The following is an 18,260-nucleotide window of genomic DNA, read 5'->3' as shown; positions in this document are numbered from 1 at the left end:
ATGTATGATTCCAACGAAGTTATTTTTTACAGATGCAGTACCTTTAAGGAGAATAAGCATGAATAAGCAATTGTTATTTGAATGGATAAGTAGTGGAACCTTAAGCGTCCCTAATTATCTATTGAAACATTACAAAAAAATAGGGCTAGATAATAATGATTTAGTTACTCTTCTTCAATTATTATCGCTCGTTGAAAATGGTCAACGTTTTCCAGACAGTCAACTCCTCGCTGATCGGCTTGATATTACTAGAGAAGATGCATTCAAAGCGATTCATCAACTAATTACTAAAAAAGTATTGACGATTGAAACAAAAGCGGATGAAGAAGGAAAGACCGTGGATGAGTTCTCATTTGATTTACTTTATGATAAGTTATCGGCCTTATTGGTTCAAACCAAGGAGAATGAAGAATCAGAAAAAGAAGTGTTAGCCTCAAAAAATATCTATCAGCTATTTGAACAGGAATTCGGGCGTAGCCTTTCAGCAATGGAGATTCAGACCTTGAATATGTGGATTGAAGAGGATAAATACAAACCCGAATTAATCGAAATGGCACTAAGGGAAGCCGTTTTGAACCAGGTGTATAGTTTGAAATATATTGACCGTATTCTATTAAGCTGGGAAAAGAAAAACATTCGTACAAAAGAACAAGTGGAAAAAGAGTCAAAACGGTTCAGGAAAAGTCAATCCAATGATAATTCCAAAGAGAAGTCTGACCCTAACGAAACGCCAGTCCCTATGTATAATTGGCTTAAGGATAAGTTGGATAATTGATATATCTAAAGCTAAAGGAGAGAAGAATGTGGTGAAGACAGAAGAGCTACTTACATCTAAAGAAACTGTAGAACTTATTGATGCGATGGGCGTACTATTCCCTGATGCCAAGGCAGAATTGACGCATAAAAATGCATTCGAGCTTTTAATATCCGTTATTTTAAGTGCTCAAACGACGGATGTGGGAGTGAATAAAGCAACGCCAAAATTGTTTGCAGCCTACCCAACACCAGAGGCCATGATGGATGCTGATGTCAATGATATTATGGAAAAAATAAAAACAATTGGTTTATATCGAAATAAAGCGAAATTTTTAAAAAAATGTGCTACTCAATTGGTCGAAGATTTCGATGGAGACGTGCCGAATACGCGTAAGGAACTACAAAGTTTAGCAGGTGTGGGCAGGAAAACAGCGAATGTCGTGATGAGTGTCGCTTTTGGAGAACCAGCTATTGCAGTAGATACGCATGTAGATCGTATAAGTAAAAAATTCAATATTGCTCCGCCAGAAGCTACGGTGACACAGGTTGAAACTATTCTTATGGAGAAACTGCCACGTGACATGTGGAGCAAGGCACATCATCGTATGATATTTTTTGGACGCTATCAATGTCCCGCGCGTGCACACAATCATGATGAATGCATTATGATTGTGAATGAGATTATTGAGAATAAAAAATCGAATTAAGTATGTTATTTTGGGTTTGTAACGTTTTCATAAAATAAGTATGTAGGTTATAATAAGAGATATTACATTTATATTTATGAGGGGAGAAGCTATGGATCATAAAGAAAGTCGTTTAGACAGGGCAAAGTCCCAGTATGCTCTTTACAAGGAAAGGCCCTTAGATATATCTATGGCCAGAGGGATTCCTTCAGAAGAACAATTAAAGCTGTCCGAATCTTTAATTAGCGACATTAAAATAGATAAATGGTTAAGTGAAGATGACCTCGATATACGTAACTATGGTGGACTTTATGGTATAGAAGAAGCGAGAGAACTTTTTGGAACATTACTTAATACAACAGCGGAAGAGACCTTGATTGGAGGGAACTCCAGTCTGCAACTGATGTTTTCAGTTTTGAGTCACCATATGTTTACTAAAGAAAACCCTTGGAGTGCATCGAAAGATATGCCAGTGAAGTTTATTTGTCCGAGTCCTGGTTATGATCGACACTGGTCTATGCTTGAATATCTTGGTATAAAAATGATTCCTGTTGAACTGACGGGGAGTGGCCCTAATATGGAAGTCGTTGAAAAACTTGTATCCCAAGACCCTTCAATAAAAGGGATGTTCGTTGTTCCTAAATACAATAATCCAACTGGCGAATCTGTTTCAAATGAGGTTGTTGATCGACTAGCGGGCATGCATACTGCTGCAGATGATTTCTTGATTTTATGGGATAATGCTTATGTCGTCCATCATTTAACGAATGAAAAAGTTGAAATCAAAGATATTTTTTCAGCATCCAAAGCCTTTGGACATCCAGATCGTGTAATCCAATTCGTCTCCACATCTAAGATGACGCTTCCAGGTGCTGGTGTATCCGCGATGGGGGCATCAACCCATAATATTAACGAGATGGCTAAATATTTTGGTAAGCAGCTGATTAGCTTTGATAAAATTAACCAGAAACGTCATGTGAAATTTTTGAAAGACGAAAGCACAATTGCCGCACATATGGAAAAACATCGGGATATATTGGAGCCTAAATTTACTTGGATCGACGCGATTCTTTCTGCTTATTTTGGAGGCGAGAATAATTCATTTGTCGAATGGACAACTCCAAAAGGTGGGTATTTTGTTCATCTGACAACTAGAGCAAATTGCGCCAGGAAAATAGTTGAGTTGATGAGCGCTATTGGTATCACTTTGACCCCGGCTAATGCAGCGTATCCTTATGGGAGTAATCCCTTGGATAATAGTATCCGTCTTGCGCCAAGCTTTGTCAGCCTTGATCAATTGGAAATCGCGATGGAAGCTTTATGTGTCTGTATTGATTTAGTTACTTTAGAAAATTATGAAAATCTATAAGGAGGAATTATAAATGTCAAAGAAAAGTTTTGGAATTGGGGCAGTTTTAGGCGCCTTAACAGGAGCTGCTGCAGCGTATTTATTAGCACCACAGTCAGGAAAAGAATTTCAAGATGATATGAAACTGAAGATAAAAGATGCAAAAAACAAAGCGATCATTCGTATGGATGAGGCAGTTATGGAAACAGAAATTTGGCTCGACGAACAATTAACTGAAAAAGATATAAGAAATCAACCCGTCGAATATGAGCGTACCCCAGAAACTACAGCAGAAGCACCGGTTCATGCCTACACAGATACAGAAACGTACACTGAATCGCCAGATGTTTTCACTGAAGAATAATAAACAATACGAAGAGAGAAGCGCTGATGCTTCTCTCTTTTCTTTAGTATGCTAGAGGGGAGAGTCGGCCTTAGCCGACTCTTTCTTGTTTTGGTTGGGGGGGATGTGTTTGCTTTATTATTTGTGAGTTCGGACAGTTCTTGATTATAAATGATTAGAAAGAGTCGAAGCTACTAATGTTTGGCATGTTTAACCATAATAATGAATTGGACTGTCCGAACCTGTGTGAACTTCGGACAGTTCTTGATTATAAATGATTAGAAAGAGTCGAAGTTACTAATGTTTGGCATGTTTAATTATAATAATGAATTGGACTGTCCGAACCTGTGTGAACTTCGGACAGTTCTTGATTATAAATGATTAGAAAGAGTCGAAGTTACCAATGTTTGACATGTTTAATTAAAATAATGAATTGCACTGTCCGAAGCAGGATGACTCTAGGTAGAAATCCGATAATATATCCAAGAATACAAAAAAACACGCGCAAAATCAGTAGACATCAGTTTTGCGCGTATTCAACTCTTTAATTAATGTTTAGTTTTGGCGGTCACCATCTTTAGTGAAGCGAATAACAGATGAGTCTTTGTTATGAGCGATTTCTTTTGCCCGTTCAACAGCATCATGTTTCTTTTCGAATGTAGTATCAGCTTGCTTGGCATTCTTTGTGCGTACTTTCCATTCTTCGCCTTCAAAATAAACAAGGACATCATTATTTAGAAGGTCAGTATTGACTTCAGATTCATGCGAATCCGTTTTACTTGGTTTGCTAGCGCGTTTATAAGACTTAAGCTCCTCGTCTGAAGCATTTAAAACCCATTCTTTTGCCTGGCTGGTTGCGATGGGAATCGCTCTATCTTCACTATATCCTTCATCGACTAATGCATTCGCGATGTCAATTGACTTTTTTCTAACAAGAGGATCTAAATTCTCAAATGAAGCAGGATAATCTTCTAAATTCCAAGGCATATGCATTTCATCCTTTCATATTCGTTAGTTTCGTTATATCATGAATAAGTAAAACCGTCTAATATTAGCTTTGAAAATGAGGTATATAAATGAAAAAAATAGATAAATCAGCACTATTTCTGAAGGAACATTTAGATCTATTTAGATGTCCTGTATGTGCGAGTGACTTCAAAAATGTAATAGGGAACCAATTAATATGCGGTGAAAATCATACATATAATCTCTCCAAAAAGGGGACGATTTACTTTCTCATGAAGCCTTCAAAGACGGAGTATTCAAGAGAGATGCTTTTATCCCGTCAACGTATTGCAAAAATGGGTTTTTGGAAGCCGATGTTAGATGTTTTATATCCTTTAATTAATAAAAATAATGGGGTGACATTGGATGCAGGATGTGGAGAGGGCGCTCACAGTGCATATTTAAAAGAAAAGGGGTTAAAAGGACCTGTCATAGCCTTTGATATTTCAAAAGAAGGAATCAATTTAGGGGCAGCAACCTATAGCTCACCCTTTTTTGTAGTAGCGGATTTAGCCCAATCTCCCTTTCAAACCTCGAAATTTGATACGATATTAAATATATTATCCCCGTCAAACTATGATGAATTTGATCGTTTACTTAAAGAAAACGGCCGTGTGATTAAAGTTGTTCCTGGAAAAAATTACCTCACTGAATTGCGCTCTTTTCAGACCTTGAGTAAACAGACATATTCTAATGAAGAGGTAAAAAATAAGTTTATGGAACACTTTAAAAATGTAGAAAATTATCCGGTTAACTATACGGTAGAACTTACTGACGAAGAAATAAGTGACTTTTTGAAAATGACTCCATTGGCTTGGAACATTGATATTCCAAAAACAAAATACGAAAAACTAAGACGTATTACGATAGATATGGAGATTCTTGTAGGAAACAAAACAATAGAAGAATAAAATGTTGAATTAAAATTAAAATAACTGTTATTTGCTTGTACTCAAAAGAAAAAGATGATACTATGGAGAACATAAGCTTATTTGGTTCATTCATTTTTATCAGCAATCCCATCAGAAGCTGATAAAAGCAAATGACGACCCAAAAGGTTTCATTAACGTACCGTTTCGCAGTGCTTGCCACCGAGACGGTACGTTTTTTTCTGTAAAAAATGTGATAACAAGATATGAGACTACATAAATGAGACATAAATAGTGTATAATACATATATAATTCAAAAGAGGAGAATGAATATGGATATCGTTGTAATAGCAGGAGGCTACAGCCATGAGCGCGAAGTATCCATGAGCTCGGGTAGTTTAATCGCTAACGCCTTAATGAAAAACGGTCATAGAGTTATTTTACTTGATCTTTACTTTGGAACAACAGAAGCTAACACATTTGAAGAGGCGTATAAAAAATTAAATAAAAATAAATATGAATACAAAGTTAAAAGACAAATACCGGATTTGAATCTTTTGCGATCAAAAAAGGATAAGCCGAACGAATTAATAGGTGATAATATTATTCCAATTAGCCAGACAGCCGATCTGGTCTTTTTATCATTGCACGGTGAACTTGGAGAAAACGGTCAAATACAAGCTGTCTTTGATTTATACGACATTACTTATACAGGAACAGGCTATATGGGTAGTGCCATTGCCATGAATAAAATTTTGGCTAAGGAAGTTATGTCGCAATATGGCATTAAAACACCGACCTGGGAAGTTTTAAGTGATGAGCAACAGCCGAAAATGTCTGTACCTTGCGTTGTGAAACCGGATGCTGGTGGTTCAAGTATTGGCGTCTACCTTGTTGAAAAAGCTGAGGAATTAAAAGAAGCGATTGCAGATGCAAGAAAATATTCAACCAATGTATTGATAGAAGAAATGATAAAAGGAAGAGAATTCTCCATTGGCATATTAGAGGATACGGCTTTACCACCGATAGAAATTATTCCGAAATCTGGCTTTTACAACTACGAGAATAAGTATCAAGAGGGAGCAACGGTCGAAATTTGCCCTGCTGAAATTAGTGAGAAACTTACGAAAGAAATGCAAGCTATTGCTAAGCAAGTACACAAAGTATTGCGTCTTGAATACTATTCTAGGATTGACTTTATTGTAACGGATTCTGGAGAAATATACTGTATCGAAGCTAATACTCTTCCAGGGATGACACCGACGAGTCTTTTCCCACAAGAAGCAACAGCAGGAGGTATCGATTATGATACTTTATGTGATAGAATAGCTCAACTTGCTGTAGATAAAAAGTAAGGAACATTGTGATGAGCGGAGTGAAAGGAGTAAGAACATGACTCAAGATCTAAAAGAATTGATAAAGATAAAAGCAGCTGAAATCGGAATCGATAAAATTGGTTTTACTCATGCCGAACCTTTTTACTCTCTGGAGGATAAACTGAAAAAGCAACAAGCCAAAGGACACCACTCAGGTTTTGAACATAAAGTGATAGAAGAGCGTGTCTATCCTGAAAAAATATTTGATGAACCCAGGTCTATTATTTCAATTGCCTTGGCTTATCCTTCTAAGATGCACAACAAACCTCCTCGCGTCAAAGGCGAAAGGCGGGGAGAGTTTGCTCGGGCATCTTGGGGGACAGATTACCATTATATTTTAAGAGACCGCATGAATAAGCTTATTCACTATATTAAGGAGATTGCGCCTCAAAATGTTTCCTTCAAACCAATGGTCGATACAGGTGAATTGGTTGATGTCGCGGTAGCACAACGCGCTGGACTCGGGTTTATCGGGCGAAATGGTTTGCTGATTACGAAAGAATTTGGCTCATATGTTTATTTGGGTGAAATTATCACGAATATTGAGTTTGAAGCGGATGAAGAGGTTGCCTTTGGTTGTGGCGACTGCACACGATGTATAGACGCCTGTCCAACGGATGCCTTGCTTGGCGATGGGCGTATGAATGCTAATCGTTGTCTTTCTTTTCAGACTCAGACCAAAGGTTACATGCCAAAAGAATATCGTCGTAAAATGGGGCATGTGATTTACGGTTGTGATATTTGTCAAATCGTCTGTCCGTATAATAAAGGAATGGATTCACATTTTCATGAAGAAATGGAACCAGAACCTTTTAATACAAACCCTAAATTGAAACCTCTTTTAACTATCTCCAACCGTGAATTCAAAGAAACTTTCGGAGAATTGGCTGGATCCTGGCGCGGAAAGAAACCTTTACAGCGGAATGCAATCATAGCTTTAGCCAATTATCGCGACTATTCCGCCGTGCCTGATTTACTCAATGTCATTGATAATGATGTCCGACCTATGATTAGAGGAACCGCAGCGTGGGCAATAGGCGTTATTACAAATAAGCGGCCCAATGGTGAAATTATTGCCTTTCTTGAAGAGGCCCTTTTAAAAGAAACAGATGAAGAGACTATTGAGGAGTTTCAAAGTGCGATTAATGATTTAAAAGAACGGATGAACAAGCTTAACATGAAGGAGAATTAGCGTGACCAACCATATTGTTTTATTTGAACCACTTATTCCAGCAAATACGGGGAATATTTCCAGAACATGTGCTGGAACCAATACAATTTTGCATTTAATTGAACCTTTGGGATTTAGTACAGATGATAAACACCTGAAACGAGCAGGTCTAGATTATTGGGATAAAGTAGGCATCAGGTATCATAAAAATTTAGAGGCTTTTTTAGACACTGTCGGAGAGAACCCTCTGTATTTAATTTCTAAATTTGCAGAAAAAGTATATTCGGATATTGATTATTCAGATACGTCCAAAGATCACTATTTTTTATTTGGGAAAGAAACGACGGGTTTACCAGAAGCGTTTATGAAAAAAAATGCTGAGAAGTGCCTGCGCATACCAATGAATGATGAGCATGTGAGATCACTAAACCTTTCCAATACTGCTAATATTCTTATTTTTGAAGCATTAAGACAGCAGAACTTTGCCGGTTTAGATCAGGTGTATACTTACGAAAATGACAAGTTGAAATAACGCGTATTACGCCAACATTCTTTAATGGAATAAATTGGATTAAATAGTTTATAAACATACTAAAAACGGCATCACCCTTTGCTAAAAGAGGTGATGCCGTTTTATTTGGTTTATGAACGCTTTACATTTCGTTCGGTGCTTCGACACCAAGAATGCGCAAGTCTTCTTTCAATACTTCAGTTGTTGCCAAGACAAGTGCCAAACGCGCTTCTTTTTCATCATGTTCATCAAGTACACGAACATTTGCATAGAAACGATTAAAGGCTTGAGCCAAATGGATCGCATGTTTAGCAATAATTGATGGTTCGTAGTTTAAATAAGCACGTTTTATAGTATGCTTATATTCTTGAAGCAACTTGATGACTTCCCAACTGTATTCATCGCTAAGTTCGAATGCGTTAGAGGGATCAAAGTCAGTAACGCCAGCTTTATTTAATATACTCATAGCACGCGCACGTGTGTACTGGACGTAAGGACCGGTCTCGCCTTCAAATTGAACCACTTCTTCAATCGTGAAGTCAAAATTATTTAGACGATCATTTTTGAGGTCATGGAAGACAACAGCGCCAACACCGACTTGTTCAGCAACAATTTCTTTGTTTGGTAAATCAGGATTCTTTTCTTCGATCTGTTTCAAAGCAAGATTATGGGCCTCAGTTAGTACGTCCTCAAGAAGAACAACTTTACCTTTACGTGTAGATAATTTCTTTCCATCTTTCGTGATGAGGCCGAACGGAATATGATGAATATCATTAGCCCAATCGAAATCAGCTTCTGTTAAAACAGCTTTCAACTGATTGAAGTGATTGGATTGTTCTTGGCCAACTACGTAAAGTGACTGTGCAAAGTTATACGTATTTTTTCTGTAAAGCGCGGCTGCTAAGTCACGAGTCATATAGAGAGTTGCGCCATCTGACTTCATAATCAAAGCAGGGTTCAAGTCATATTTTTCTAGATCAACAATATGAGCGCCTTGATCGGATGATAATAAGTTTTTGCTATTCAAAAGATCAACGACTTCTCCCATTTTATCATTGTAAAAGGCTTCACCGTTAGTGGAATCAAAGGAAATATTTAAACGGTCATATACTTTGTTGAATTCGTTAAGCGACTCTTCTCTGAACCAAGTCCAAAGTTCAACCGCTTCTTCATTTCCATTTTCTAAATTTTTAAACCATAGGCGTCCTTCTTCTAAAAGGGAAGGATCATCTTCAGCAACTGCATGGAATTTAACATAAAGACGGAGGAGCTCTTTAATCGGTTCTTTTCTAACGTCTTCTTCTGAACCCCATTTTTTATATGCTGTTATAAGTTTCCCAAATTGCGTTCCCCAATCTCCAATGTGGTTGATGCGAATAGGGTTATAGCCAACTTTTGCAAAAATGTTAGCTAATGCATTTCCAATGACCGTCGAACGTAAATGGCCCATTGACATAGGTTTAGCTATGTTTGGAGATGACATATCAATAGGAACATTGCTGTTATGTCCAATATTTAAATTACCGAAATTATTTTTTTCAGAAACAACTTCTTTTAAAACAGCACTTGATACAATTTCTTTTTTAAGGAAAAAGTTTATATAAGGGCCAACGATTTGTTTGTCTTCAATAAGTGGTGATGAAATCGACGAGCCGATGTCCTGAGCAATTTGTGCAGGATTCTTTCTAAATATTTTTGCTAGCTGAAATGTAGGAAAAGCAACATCACCATGATCGGCGTGTTTAGGCTTTTCAAGCAAATCTTTTATTTCATTTAATTCGAGTTGTTCGCTAAGCTGTTCGTGTAGTGCTTCAGCAATAAGTTGTTTATAGTCCATTAAAAGACCTCCAGTAATTGATTTCTAACCCTTTACGTTTAATACAATTATAAAAAAAGGGCTATAATTTTGTATAAAAAATCATGCCGTCTCCGATTACATAAGTATTAATCACTTGTATTATAGCAAAGCTTGGCCTAAGTGGCAAGATATTATAAGGAAAGAACCAGAAGTAATAGTGTTGGATACTAGGCGGAAAATGATTGGATAATTTAGAAGTATTTTAGTTGTACTTAAGACTGTCTTTGCTCGACTAAAAAAAGGCATTGTTAGAGAAAAACAACAAGAGTAGTACCCTTACGTTTATTTCTAAGATAAAAAGAGAGAGTCTAAAGTCACGTTCAGAAATCGCAGCTCAACTTTATTAGTTCCTATTATATTTCTCTTGTAAAAAGTTATTTTGAAACAAATTTTCTTTCTAAAATATAAAAATATTTATCGCTTCTACCTTATCTGTGGTAAATTAAGATATATGAAGACGTTATCACGACTATTTTTCTTATCTCTAGATTAAATTTATCTATTATTTAGTCTTCCGACATTTTTTTTCACAGAGATTTAAAAAGACGGTTCTGTCATTTATTATAAGCAAATAAATAAAAACACTATCAGATGCATGTTTATTTGTAATAAGGTATAATTAGCTTATACATATATATATTAAAAATAATGGAAAGTAGGGAGGAAATGAAAAAAATAGAAAGACAATTAATCATCAAACAAATTATTTTAAATAATGCGATATCTACTCAAGATGAACTAATTGAACATCTCTTTAGAAAAGGGATTCAGGCGACACAGGCTACAATATCCAGAGACATTAAGGATATGAACTTAGTTAAAACAGCATCGGCTGAGGGGGGAGTAAGGTATACGATTTATCAGAATAACAAAGTAACGATGGAAGAAAAACTTGATTTAACAATTAAAAGTGTTGTTGTTGATGTGACCCAGGTTCAATTTATTAATGTTGTTAAAACCTTACCAGGGAATGCCCATGTAATCGGTGCTTTAGTCGATGATATTCATTATTCTGAAGTAGTAGGATCAGTTGCTGGAAATGACACAATCGTTTTGATTTCAAAAACGTATGAAGAGGCTGAAAAAGTCTTTCAACATATTGATGGCGAATTGAAAAAATAGAGTTATTCTAAATATAAGATTTACAAAGGAGATTTCAAGATGACGACGATAGATTTAAGCGCTTTACAGAACGGATCAGATATTCGTGGATTCGCTCTGGATACAGAAAAGCAGAAAAAGAATTTAACAGAGGATACAATTAAAAAAATTGCGCATGGACTTATACACTGGTGGTTAGAAAAAACGGATAAAGCTTTAGCAGACACAACCATCACCATTGGACACGATAGTCGCTTAACGGGTCCGGACATTAAAAATTGGCTGACTGAAACATTTACTCGTCTAGGTGTAAATGTCATAGATGCAAAGATGGCAACAACTCCGGCACTTTTCATGTCCACGCGATATCAAGAATTTGAATCTGATATTGGCATAATGATTACGGCGAGCCACTTACCTATGGAATATAACGGCCTGAAGTTCTTTACGCACGCAGGCGGACTGGAACATGAGGATATTGCATCTATATTAGCACTGGCTGAAGAAGAAGTTGAAGCTAGTGATGCAATAGAAACTAAACCAAAAGAGCAGGATTTACTTGCAGTTTACGCGGCGGACCTTGTTGATAAAATTAGAATAGCTTTGAATGTTGATGATACTACAAAGCCACTGCAAAATCGTAAAATTATTGTCGATGCAGGAAATGGTGCAGGCGGATTCTTTGCAGATAAAGTGTTGAACATACTGGGCGCGGATACAAGTGGGAGTCAATTTTTAGACCCTGACGGCACGTTCCCGAACCATGAACCTAACCCGGATAATAAAGAAGCCATGAAAAGTATATCCAACGCTGTTTTGGAGAACAAAGCAGATTTAGGCATTATTTTTGATACCGATGTTGATCGCTCGGCGATTGTTGATGGTGAAGGAAACAGCATAAATAGAAATAACTTAATTGGGCTTATAGGCGCAATAGTATTGGATGAGAATCCTGGGACAACAATCGTTACCAATTCTCCGGTTTCTGATCACCTTATCCAATTTGTAGAAGAAATAGGCGGGAAAGTAGATCGCTATATTTCTGGCTACCGAAACGTTATCAATCGTGGAATTGCATTGAACGAGGAGGGCATTGATTGCGCATTAGCGATTGAAACAAGCGGACATGCTGCCTTACGTGAAAACTATTTTTTAGATGACGGTGCGTATTTGGCTGCTAAAATAATCGCAAAAGAGGCTAAATTAGCTGAAGAAAACAAGAGTGTAACAGATCTTATTAAGCATCTTGAACAACCGGCCGAGACAGAGGAAGTTCGTTTTGTGATTACGACTGATGATTACAAAGATATTGGCATGGAAACACTTGAGCGTTTTGCTGACTGGGTAAATGGCACTGATGGCTTCACTTTAGTACCTAATAATTTGGAAGGTAAACGTGTACAAATAACTGAACCTTATGGAAATGGATGGCTGCTTTTGCGTATGAGTCTTCATGAACCTAAACTTGTTCTGCAAATTGAAAATGATACAGCCGGAACCATACCGACTATTAAAGATAAATTGAAAACATTTTTTCATTATGAAAGTTATATAGATAATAGTAAATTATAAGTTGAAAACACCTTTCCTCATTTTGAAATTGAGGAAAGGTGTTTTTTTGGTGAGCGCTTTGCTAGTAGTCGCGTATTATATACCTTACTTAAATCAATTGGACGCGTTCGTATACTGAACGGAGAGGCATTCGACATTTTGACTGGAGGAAGGTTTGTTGTAGATGTCGAAGATAGCGAAGTTCGACACTTTGCTCGGATATTAAGAAGCTGGAACGGTCGAAGATGGCGAAGTTCGACACTTTGCTCGGATATTAAGAAGCTGGAACGGTCGAAGATGGCGAAGTTCGACACTTTGCTCGGATATTAAGAAGCTGGAACGGTCGAAGATGGCGAAGTTCGACACTTTGCTCGGATATTAAGATGCTGGAACAGTCGAAGATAGCGAAGATCGACGCTTTGCTCGGATATTAAGATGTTGGAACGGTCGAAGATAGCGAAGTTCCACCTATTCGCTCGCAAGTGATTTAAAATAATACAATTTGTAAAGGAGATTCAAATTCAAATCAAATTTATCATACACGACAATATAAAAGCCGGTAAGTTCAGTTACAGACTGAACTTACCGGCGATGGTACTATTAAATTATAGTGTTCTTACTTGTTTGGGTTATAAAGCCACTTCTGATTATCTTTGGCAAGTAAATCATCTGCTTCTTTTGGCCCCATTGAACATGCGGTGTAGAAGGGGATATTTTCCAGATCTTTATTCCAGGCTTCTCTTATAAAATCAACATATTTCCACGACGCAGCAACTTCGCCCCAATGAGCAAAGTGAGTTTCATCGCCATTTAGTACATCGAGTAATAGTTTTTCATAAGCTTCTGGTCTCGCTTTGAGCATTTCTTTAGAGCGCATCGCTTCCAAAGAGACAGGTTGGATTTCCATACCTGGCCCTATTTTCTTGTCATTCAATTGAAGCTCAATCCCTTCATCAGGGCTAATATGGATTGTTAAGATTGAGTCGCCTTCATCAAAAATCTGCTGATCTGTTTTTTTCCAGAGAACATCAACACGAGACGTTTTTTCTTTCATACGCTTACCAGTACGAATGTAAATAGGTACATCGCGCCACTTATCTGTATCAACAGTAACTTTTCCAGCGACATAAGTTTCAGTCATGGAATCAGCACTGACTTTTTCTTCATCACGGTACGCTTTTAAGTTCCCATTATCTGAAAAACTATATTGCCCACGAACAAAATCTTCTGCTACGTTTGGACGTTTAAGAGACTTTAGTACGGCTAGTTTTTCTTTTCGGACATTTTCTGTAGTGTAAGAATCCGGTTCATCCATGGTCAATAGGCTAACGATTTGAAGAATGTGGTTTTGGACCATATCTCTTAAAGCACCACTTTTATCGTAATAACCGCCACGTTCTTCAACACCTAAATCTTCAGATAGAGTAACTTGTATTGATGAAAGTGAATCACTATTCCAGCTTTCTTTGATAAGACGATTGGAAAATCTAAGAGCTAGAATTGTTTGAACCATTTCCTTGCCCAAGTAGTGATCGATACGGTATAGCTGATTTTCATCAAAGGAATCATTGATTTCATTGTTTAAGTGTTGAGAAGATTCGAAATCAGTACCAAATGGTTTTTCAATGATAACACGATTGAAACCATTCTCTGTTACTAATTTCTGGTCTCTTAAATGTTTAGTTATTGTGCCGAAAAAGTTAGGAGACATTGAAAGATAGAAAATACGATTTCCTTGAATATCATATTTAGTGTCCAATGAATCGGCAAGATTTTTAAGTGTGTGATAATGCTCTGAATCATTAACGTTGTGAGACTGATATCTAAAATGACTGGAGAAGGCTTCAGCGTCTGCCTCTGAGTCAGAAATTGAATCAACTGCTTCTTTAACTATGTTCTGATAATATTCATCCGACCATTCTCTTCTGGCCGTCCCAATGACTGCAAAATGCTCTTTTAAATAACCTTTTGAATACAAGCGATATAATGCAGGATATAATTTACGGGAAGCTAAATCCCCGGTTGCTCCGAATATAATATATAACGCTCTCTTTTCTTTGGACATTATTTCCCTCTTTTCTACATGGCTAGCATGTTTATGCATCTACATACCATTTTACTTTTAATTTGTGTATCAATCAACTGAATGGTCACGAAGAGCGGATTGTTTTTTTAAAATAGATTTTTTTAAGTTGATAAAAGAGGAGAAATCTAAATAATCCGACACACTTACTTTAAAAGTGAAGGGTTTTACTTTATATTAATGCAGTTTTTCTCGTTTACAGCGATTTGTTGTGGCGTGATTGTCTTGGCTTTGGTACAATACGAGGTGAACAGAAATGAGGAATGAAAAATGACACACCCATTCGATAGATTTAATTTGAATGATTATCTTGTAGAAGCAATAACTGAATTAGGATTTAAAGAACCCACTGAAATTCAAGAAAAAGTAATCCCTGTAGTGAAAAAAGGCAGAGATATAATTGGGCAATCGCAAACAGGCTCTGGGAAAACACACGCTTTTCTATTGCCTTTGTTTAATGAAATAAATCCTCAAAAAGAAGAGGTTCAAGTTGTAATTACTGCACCAAGTAGAGAATTGGCCGAACAGCTTGCGAACGCTGCATCTCAGCTAGCAAGTTATTCCAAGGATCCAATCAATGTTCAGTCTTACATTGGAGGAACGGATAAAAACAAGCAGATTCAAAAACTTAAAAATGCTCAGCCACATGTGGTTATTGGTACTCCAGGACGATTAGTCGATCTTATTGAAAGTAACGATCTGCTTATTTATACATCAACTTATATGGTTGTAGATGAAGCGGACATGACACTTGATATGGGCTTTTTAGAAGATGTCGATAAAATTGCTGCACGTTTACCAGAAAGTGGTCAAATGCTTGTGTTTTCGGCTACTGTACCACAGAAACTTCAGCCGTTTTTGAAAAAATATATGAACAATCCTATGCTTCTTGAAGTAGAAAACGAACAAGTGATCGCAGATACAGTTTCAAATTGGTTAATATCAACTAAGGGTAAGAATAAAATTGATATGATTCATCGTCTTTTAACGATCGGTCAGCCGTATTTGGCCTTAGTCTTTGCTAATACGAAAGAATATGTTGATGAAATTGCACTTGAGTTAAAGAAAAAAGGGCTCAAGGTAGCTGTCATTCATGGCGGTATTTCTTCACGTGAACGTCGTAGAGTGATGAGACAAATCCAAAATCTGGAGTATCAGTATATTGTCGCAACAGATTTGGCAGCTCGCGGTATAGATATTGAGGGCGTTTCACACGTTATTAATGCTGAAGTTCCACAAGATTTAGATTATTTTGTTCACCGTGTGGGTCGTACAGGGCGAAACCAGTTGAGTGGTATAGCTATTACGCTTTATGGACCAGATGATGAGCAAGATATTGTGACAATTGAAAAACGAGGTATTACGTTCTCACCTAAGGAAATTAAGAAGGGTGAAGTAGTGGATGCTTACGATAGAAACCGAAGAAATCAGCGTAAAGATAAAAACACACAAAAAACAGACTTTGACCCTGAAATTCATGGGTTAAGAAAGAAACTAAAGAAGAATATTAAACCAGGGTATAAACGAAAAATTGAACGTAAAAAGCAAGATAAGAAAAGACGTGCGCATCGTTTGAATAAAAATAATAAAGATTAAATAAAAAAAGTTCTTCACGCTGTTTGGTCAATCAAATCAGCCGTGAAGAACTTTTTTTAATTTTTATGTTTCTTTTTATAGTTTTTTAAAGAGCGGTAAACGAAGAGAAGCGAGAAGCCCAGTGTTATTTCAAAGGTGAATGGGATAAATAGGCCAAAGGTTTCAAAGAGCGCAAATATAACGGTTGGCACACTGAGTGCAATGAGTGCCATGCGAGCGATTTTTCCAAAGGGGATCGCGATTCGAGCAAAGGTCTTCATCACATTTGCAAATAGGGCAATGATTAGCCATTCATATAAAAGACTGAACCCACTGGCGATATAAGTAACTACAAAAGTGAAAAAGAGAACGACAGGTGAAAAACGTCCCATATCAGCCATTATATCTTTGAAATCTGAATCATTAAATGTTCCCAATTGAGCGTATGAAACAGGTAAGGATTGTCCCACGATATTTAAATAAAATTGATCATCCATTAAGCCTATACCAATTGGTGTATTCAAGCGCTCAACGTTAGTGTCGATTTCTTCTTCTTGTATAGAATCATTCGGGTCAAAGAAGAATAAGAAAGAATTTGTTTGATGGACATAGGATTCTGTTTTTTCTTCTACCATAAGTTTGTCATCAGTAATTTGAAAAGAGGGAAGTTTTTCAGTAATCTCTTGACCATCTTCTTTAAGGTTACCCATAACGGTCATCAACAATGATGCCATCGAAATAGTGATAACAAGAGTGAGCAAAGCGAAATAATAGAATAATTGTTTTCTAGTCATTTTCATTGCTTTATAGAGTTCATTTGGAGCAGTGAAACCAAGTTTTAAGTATTCCTTCATTTAATAAACGCCTTTCTGTTTTTAAGTAATAAGGTAAGTTTACTTCTAAACGCGTTAAATTGCAATCATCCTTAAGTTGTATGAAAAAGAAAGAGCAAGCTAGCTCTTTTTAGATTGCGCACAAGGAAAGTGAAGCGTATTAGTTGAATAGTGTGACCGAAATGTTACAATAGATGTGTACGATAAATAGTAATAGGAGGAATGTTAATTATGACATACACTTTACCAGATTTACCATATGCTTATGACGCATTGGAACCAACAATAGATGAAGAAACAATGCATCTTCACCATGACAAACATCATGCAGGATATGTAACTAAAACAAATAAAGCTCTTGAGAATCATCCGGAGTTAGCTGAATTAAGTATCGAAGATTTAATGAAAAAACTGGATTCAGTACCTGAAGATATCAAAACTGCTGTAAGAAATAACGGTGGTGGACATGCAAACCACTCTCTTTTCTGGGAAATTCTTTCGCCAAATGGTGGCGGAGAGCCGACAGGTGAATTAGCAGACGCAATAAAAGAAACATTTGGTGACTTTGAGTCATTCAAAGAAAAATTTGCTGCCGCAGCAACAGGCCGATTTGGATCAGGATGGGCATGGTTAGTCGTTACTGATGGTAAATTAGAAGTTATGAATACATTGAATCAGGATTCTCCTTACTCAGAAGGAAAAACGCCTATTTTAGGATTAGATGTATGGGAACACGCTTATTACTTGAATTACCAAAACAAGCGTCCTGACTATGTCAAAGCTTTCTGGAACGTTGTAAACTGGGAAGAAGTATCAAAACGTTACAAAAACGCTAAATAAGTAAAAAAATAAATAACGAAAGGCCGGGGCTCTTTGAGCCGACCCCCAAAAGTTAGACCTAAAAATTCTAACTTTTGGGGGTATTTTTATGGCTAAATATAGCTATGAGTTAAAAATGAAAATCGTTCAAGATTATTTAAATCAAAGAGGAGGATATTTATTCCTTGCCAACAAATATGGGATATCCAGTAAAACAACTATTCAAAAATGGGTAGCTAGTTATAAAGCAATGGGAAAAGAAAGTTTGAAACGCAGTCGTCAAATTAAGAGTTATTCTGTTCAATTCAAGAGAGATGCGGTAGAGTTATACTTAACTACAGAAGTGTCCTATCAAGATCTCGCTATCGCACTTG

At 36.8% G+C, this 18,260-nt stretch carries 17 protein-coding genes; 13 read left to right on the top strand and 4 right to left on the bottom strand.

Translation table 11 applies throughout. The features are described 5' to 3' along the window. The first annotated feature begins 58 nt into the window (after positions 1–58). From BMX83_RS01955 to BMX83_RS01940, 4 genes are all read left to right on the top strand, one after another. Positions 59–775 (top strand): DnaD domain-containing protein, encoded by a 717-nt coding sequence (locus BMX83_RS01955; protein ID WP_091632597.1) that lies wholly within the window; start codon positions 59–61, stop codon positions 773–775. Between the two features lie 28 nt (positions 776–803). Then, the gene (gene nth / locus BMX83_RS01950; RefSeq protein ID WP_281242024.1) at positions 804–1,463 is read left to right on the top strand and encodes an endonuclease III; all 660 of its coding nucleotides are present in this window, start codon (positions 804–806) and stop codon (positions 1,461–1,463) included. 91 nt (positions 1,464–1,554) lie between these two features. Beyond that, positions 1,555–2,811: an aspartate aminotransferase type Ic gene (locus BMX83_RS01945; RefSeq protein WP_091632591.1), complete on the top strand. Its 1,257-nt coding sequence runs from the start codon at positions 1,555–1,557 to the stop codon at positions 2,809–2,811. 13 nt (positions 2,812–2,824) lie between these two features. Beyond that, positions 2,825–3,154: a YtxH domain-containing protein gene (locus tag BMX83_RS01940; protein ID WP_091632588.1), complete on the top strand. Its 330-nt coding sequence runs from the start codon at positions 2,825–2,827 to the stop codon at positions 3,152–3,154. A gap of 534 nt (positions 3,155–3,688) precedes the next feature. Here BMX83_RS01940 and BMX83_RS01935 read toward each other — a convergent pair. After that, positions 3,689–4,120 (bottom strand): DUF2188 domain-containing protein, encoded by a 432-nt coding sequence (locus BMX83_RS01935; protein WP_091632586.1) that lies wholly within the window; start codon positions 4,118–4,120, stop codon positions 3,689–3,691. A gap of 89 nt (positions 4,121–4,209) precedes the next feature. On the opposite strand from BMX83_RS01935, the gene BMX83_RS01930 reads away from it, so the two are divergent. The 4 genes from BMX83_RS01930 to trmL all read left to right on the top strand — a co-directional run bounded on the left by BMX83_RS01930 (position 4,210) and on the right by trmL (position 8,087). Next, on the top strand, positions 4,210–5,049 hold the full coding sequence (locus BMX83_RS01930) for a methyltransferase domain-containing protein (RefSeq protein ID WP_091632583.1): 840 nt from the start codon (positions 4,210–4,212) through the stop codon (positions 5,047–5,049). 291 nt (positions 5,050–5,340) lie between these two features. Beyond that, complete coding sequence (locus BMX83_RS01925) at positions 5,341–6,363, top strand: D-alanine--D-alanine ligase family protein (RefSeq protein WP_091632581.1); 1,023 nt, start codon at positions 5,341–5,343, stop codon at positions 6,361–6,363. Between the two features lie 37 nt (positions 6,364–6,400). Next, entirely contained in the window at positions 6,401–7,576 is a 1,176-nt protein-coding gene (gene queG, locus BMX83_RS01920) for a tRNA epoxyqueuosine(34) reductase QueG (protein WP_091632579.1), read from the top strand. A 1-nt stretch (position 7,577) separates the two neighbouring features. After that, positions 7,578–8,087, top strand: a complete 510-nt coding sequence (trmL, locus tag BMX83_RS01915; protein ID WP_091632576.1) for a tRNA (uridine(34)/cytosine(34)/5-carboxymethylaminomethyluridine(34)-2'-O)-methyltransferase TrmL — start codon at positions 7,578–7,580, stop codon at positions 8,085–8,087. 121 nt (positions 8,088–8,208) lie between these two features. Here trmL and argS read toward each other — a convergent pair whose 3' ends face one another. Further along, a complete protein-coding gene (gene argS / locus BMX83_RS01910; protein WP_091632573.1) occupies positions 8,209–9,903 on the bottom strand; it encodes an arginine--tRNA ligase in 1,695 nt (564 codons plus the stop codon). 687 nt (positions 9,904–10,590) lie between these two features. On the opposite strand from argS, the gene BMX83_RS01905 reads away from it, so the two are divergent. After that, positions 10,591–11,046: an arginine repressor gene (locus tag BMX83_RS01905; protein ID WP_091632571.1), complete on the top strand. Its 456-nt coding sequence runs from the start codon at positions 10,591–10,593 to the stop codon at positions 11,044–11,046. Positions 11,047–11,085: 39 nt separating this feature from the next. Next, a complete protein-coding gene (locus BMX83_RS01900) occupies positions 11,086–12,597 on the top strand; it encodes a phosphohexomutase domain-containing protein (RefSeq protein ID WP_091632568.1) in 1,512 nt (503 codons plus the stop codon). Between the two features lie 595 nt (positions 12,598–13,192). Here the strand turns inward: BMX83_RS01900 and zwf are convergent. Beyond that, positions 13,193–14,641 carry a glucose-6-phosphate dehydrogenase gene (gene zwf / locus BMX83_RS01895; RefSeq protein ID WP_091632565.1) on the bottom strand — a complete coding sequence of 483 codons (1,449 nt, stop codon included), beginning with the start codon at positions 14,639–14,641 and terminating at the stop codon, positions 13,193–13,195. 288 nt (positions 14,642–14,929) lie between these two features. On the opposite strand from zwf, the gene BMX83_RS01890 reads away from it, so the two are divergent. Next, the gene (locus BMX83_RS01890; protein ID WP_091632561.1) at positions 14,930–16,255 is read left to right on the top strand and encodes a DEAD/DEAH box helicase; all 1,326 of its coding nucleotides are present in this window, start codon (positions 14,930–14,932) and stop codon (positions 16,253–16,255) included. A 56-nt stretch (positions 16,256–16,311) separates the two neighbouring features. On the opposite strand, the gene BMX83_RS01885 is transcribed toward BMX83_RS01890, so the two are convergent. Continuing rightward, positions 16,312–17,088: a DUF1189 domain-containing protein gene (locus BMX83_RS01885; protein ID WP_091632558.1), complete on the bottom strand. Its 777-nt coding sequence runs from the start codon at positions 17,086–17,088 to the stop codon at positions 16,312–16,314. A gap of 210 nt (positions 17,089–17,298) precedes the next feature. Between BMX83_RS01885 and BMX83_RS01880 the strand changes: the two genes are divergently transcribed. Then, complete coding sequence (locus tag BMX83_RS01880) at positions 17,299–17,907, top strand: superoxide dismutase (RefSeq protein WP_091632555.1); 609 nt, start codon at positions 17,299–17,301, stop codon at positions 17,905–17,907. A gap of 88 nt (positions 17,908–17,995) precedes the next feature. Continuing rightward, the coding region (locus BMX83_RS01875) for a transposase (protein WP_143059469.1) at positions 17,996–18,260 on the top strand (265 nt) is incomplete at its 3' end.

Origin of the sequence: Alkalibacterium gilvum, from assembly GCF_900109085.1 — a bacterium.
GTDB classification, from domain to species: domain Bacteria; phylum Bacillota; class Bacilli; order Lactobacillales; family Carnobacteriaceae_A; genus Alkalibacterium; species Alkalibacterium gilvum.
Note: the sequence above shows the minus strand (reverse complement) of the source record. Positions and strands in the feature narration are given on the sequence as shown.

What these genes read in the sequence shown, in the direction of transcription:
- BMX83_RS01955 (WP_091632597.1), top strand. Translation starts at nt 59, where the DNA reads ATGAATAAGCAATTGTTATTTGAATGGATAAGTAGTGGAACCTTAAGC.
- BMX83_RS01945 (WP_091632591.1), top strand. Translation starts at nt 1,555, where the DNA reads ATGGATCATAAAGAAAGTCGTTTAGACAGGGCAAAGTCCCAGTATGCT.
- BMX83_RS01940 (WP_091632588.1), top strand. Translation starts at nt 2,825, where the DNA reads ATGTCAAAGAAAAGTTTTGGAATTGGGGCAGTTTTAGGCGCCTTAACA.
- BMX83_RS01935 (WP_091632586.1), bottom strand. Translation starts at nt 4,120, where the DNA reads ATGCCTTGGAATTTAGAAGATTATCCTGCTTCATTTGAGAATTTAGAT.
- BMX83_RS01930 (WP_091632583.1), top strand. Translation starts at nt 4,210, where the DNA reads ATGAAAAAAATAGATAAATCAGCACTATTTCTGAAGGAACATTTAGAT.
- BMX83_RS01925 (WP_091632581.1), top strand. Translation starts at nt 5,341, where the DNA reads ATGGATATCGTTGTAATAGCAGGAGGCTACAGCCATGAGCGCGAAGTA.
- queG (WP_091632579.1), top strand. Translation starts at nt 6,401, where the DNA reads ATGACTCAAGATCTAAAAGAATTGATAAAGATAAAAGCAGCTGAAATC.
- argS (WP_091632573.1), bottom strand. Translation starts at nt 9,903, where the DNA reads ATGGACTATAAACAACTTATTGCTGAAGCACTACACGAACAGCTTAGC.
- BMX83_RS01905 (WP_091632571.1), top strand. Translation starts at nt 10,591, where the DNA reads ATGAAAAAAATAGAAAGACAATTAATCATCAAACAAATTATTTTAAAT.
- BMX83_RS01900 (WP_091632568.1), top strand. Translation starts at nt 11,086, where the DNA reads ATGACGACGATAGATTTAAGCGCTTTACAGAACGGATCAGATATTCGT.
- zwf (WP_091632565.1), bottom strand. Translation starts at nt 14,641, where the DNA reads ATGTCCAAAGAAAAGAGAGCGTTATATATTATATTCGGAGCAACCGGG.
- BMX83_RS01890 (WP_091632561.1), top strand. Translation starts at nt 14,930, where the DNA reads ATGACACACCCATTCGATAGATTTAATTTGAATGATTATCTTGTAGAA.
- BMX83_RS01885 (WP_091632558.1), bottom strand. Translation starts at nt 17,088, where the DNA reads ATGAAGGAATACTTAAAACTTGGTTTCACTGCTCCAAATGAACTCTAT.
- BMX83_RS01880 (WP_091632555.1), top strand. Translation starts at nt 17,299, where the DNA reads ATGACATACACTTTACCAGATTTACCATATGCTTATGACGCATTGGAA.